Origin of the sequence: Marinobacter sp. NFXS9, assembly GCF_040148665.1 — a bacterium.
GTDB lineage: Bacteria > Pseudomonadota > Gammaproteobacteria > Pseudomonadales > Oleiphilaceae > Marinobacter_A > Marinobacter_A mangrovi.
Genome location: NZ_JAGDDW010000048.1, coordinates 1 through 1,311, shown reverse-complemented (window position 1 = coordinate 1,311; position 1,311 = coordinate 1). Strand labels below are relative to the sequence as shown.

Below are 1,311 nucleotides of genomic sequence, written 5' to 3'. Positions count from 1 at the left end.
CCAGAACGATCAACGCGCTGGGCACCATGTACTCCGGCAGGGTCGCCTTCAACTCACGGCGGATCGGGAACAAGTCCAGCTCCTCACCCTCCGCCGGGGGCACTGCCGGCGTGATGTAACCAACCAGCCGTTTATCCCCTGTCGCTTCCACGGTGTGCGCTACCACCACCGCTTCCTTAACCGCATCAAGACGCTGCAGTTGGGTTTCGACCTCACCCAGTTCAATGCGGTAACCCCGGATCTTCACCTGATGGTCGTTACGACCCAGGAACTCCAGGTTGCCATCCGGCATCCAGCGCGCCAGGTCTCCAGTCCTGTACAGACGTTCACTGCTACTGGGATTGTTCGGGTCATGGAAGGGGTTGGTGATGAAGCGTTCGGCTGTTAGCTCCGGACGGTTCAAGTAACCGCGGGCAAGACCGGCACCGCCAATGTATAGCTCTCCTGCTACACCAATGGGGGCCAAATTTTGGGACTCCGTCAGTACGCTTGCGATGAGTCCTTTAAGAGGGCGACCAATAGAGCGGGAGCATAAACCAGCCTCTATATCTTTTTGCAAAATACGACGATAACTGGCATGGACCGTAGTCTCAGTAATGCCATACATATTAATCAACTGCGGAGACTCGTCTCCATATTTTGTGGCCCAAGGCTGCAAAGAGTCTTGCTCTAGTGATTCACCACCAAACACGACATAGCGTAATGCCAGCTTACTTTTCTCGTTTTTATCAATCTCCATTAAATGACGGAAGGCGCCAGGTGTCTGATTAAGAACAGTGACTCTTTCTTGGACAATCAATCTATAAAAATCAATACTTGATCTTGCTATCCAATGCGGAACAACAACTAATATACCACCATGACCCAAGGCTCCCCATAATTCCCAAACAGAAAAATCAAATGCATAAGAATGAAAAAGAGTCCAAATATCGCTATCACCGAAGTGAAAATAAGACTCACAGGTCCTAACCAATCTCGCCACATTATGGTGGGGAATCAACACACCCTTCGGCTTACCAGTAGATCCCGAAGTATAGATAACATAAGCCAAGTGTGACGGGGTCAAACTCGGCAAACTCAGGTTGCATGACAGCTGATCACCGTAAACCGCATCGTCGTCTAAACACAGTACAAACTGCTCACTGCTTAGTGGTAGTTGGCTCAGTAAGGATTGCTGCGTTAGTAACCACGAGACCCCCGAATCTGACAGCATGTATTCAATACGTTCTGCAGGGTACACCGGGTCGATCGGCACATAGGCCCCACCGGCCTTCAGTATCCCCAACAGGCCAATCACCATCTCCAGGCTTC

General features: G+C 50.7%; 1 protein-coding gene. It reads right to left on the bottom strand.

Annotated features, from left to right (window positions below):
• A partial coding sequence (locus J3364_RS22570; RefSeq protein ID WP_349560412.1) for an amino acid adenylation domain-containing protein occupies window positions 1-1,311 on the bottom strand: 1,311 nt, incomplete at both ends.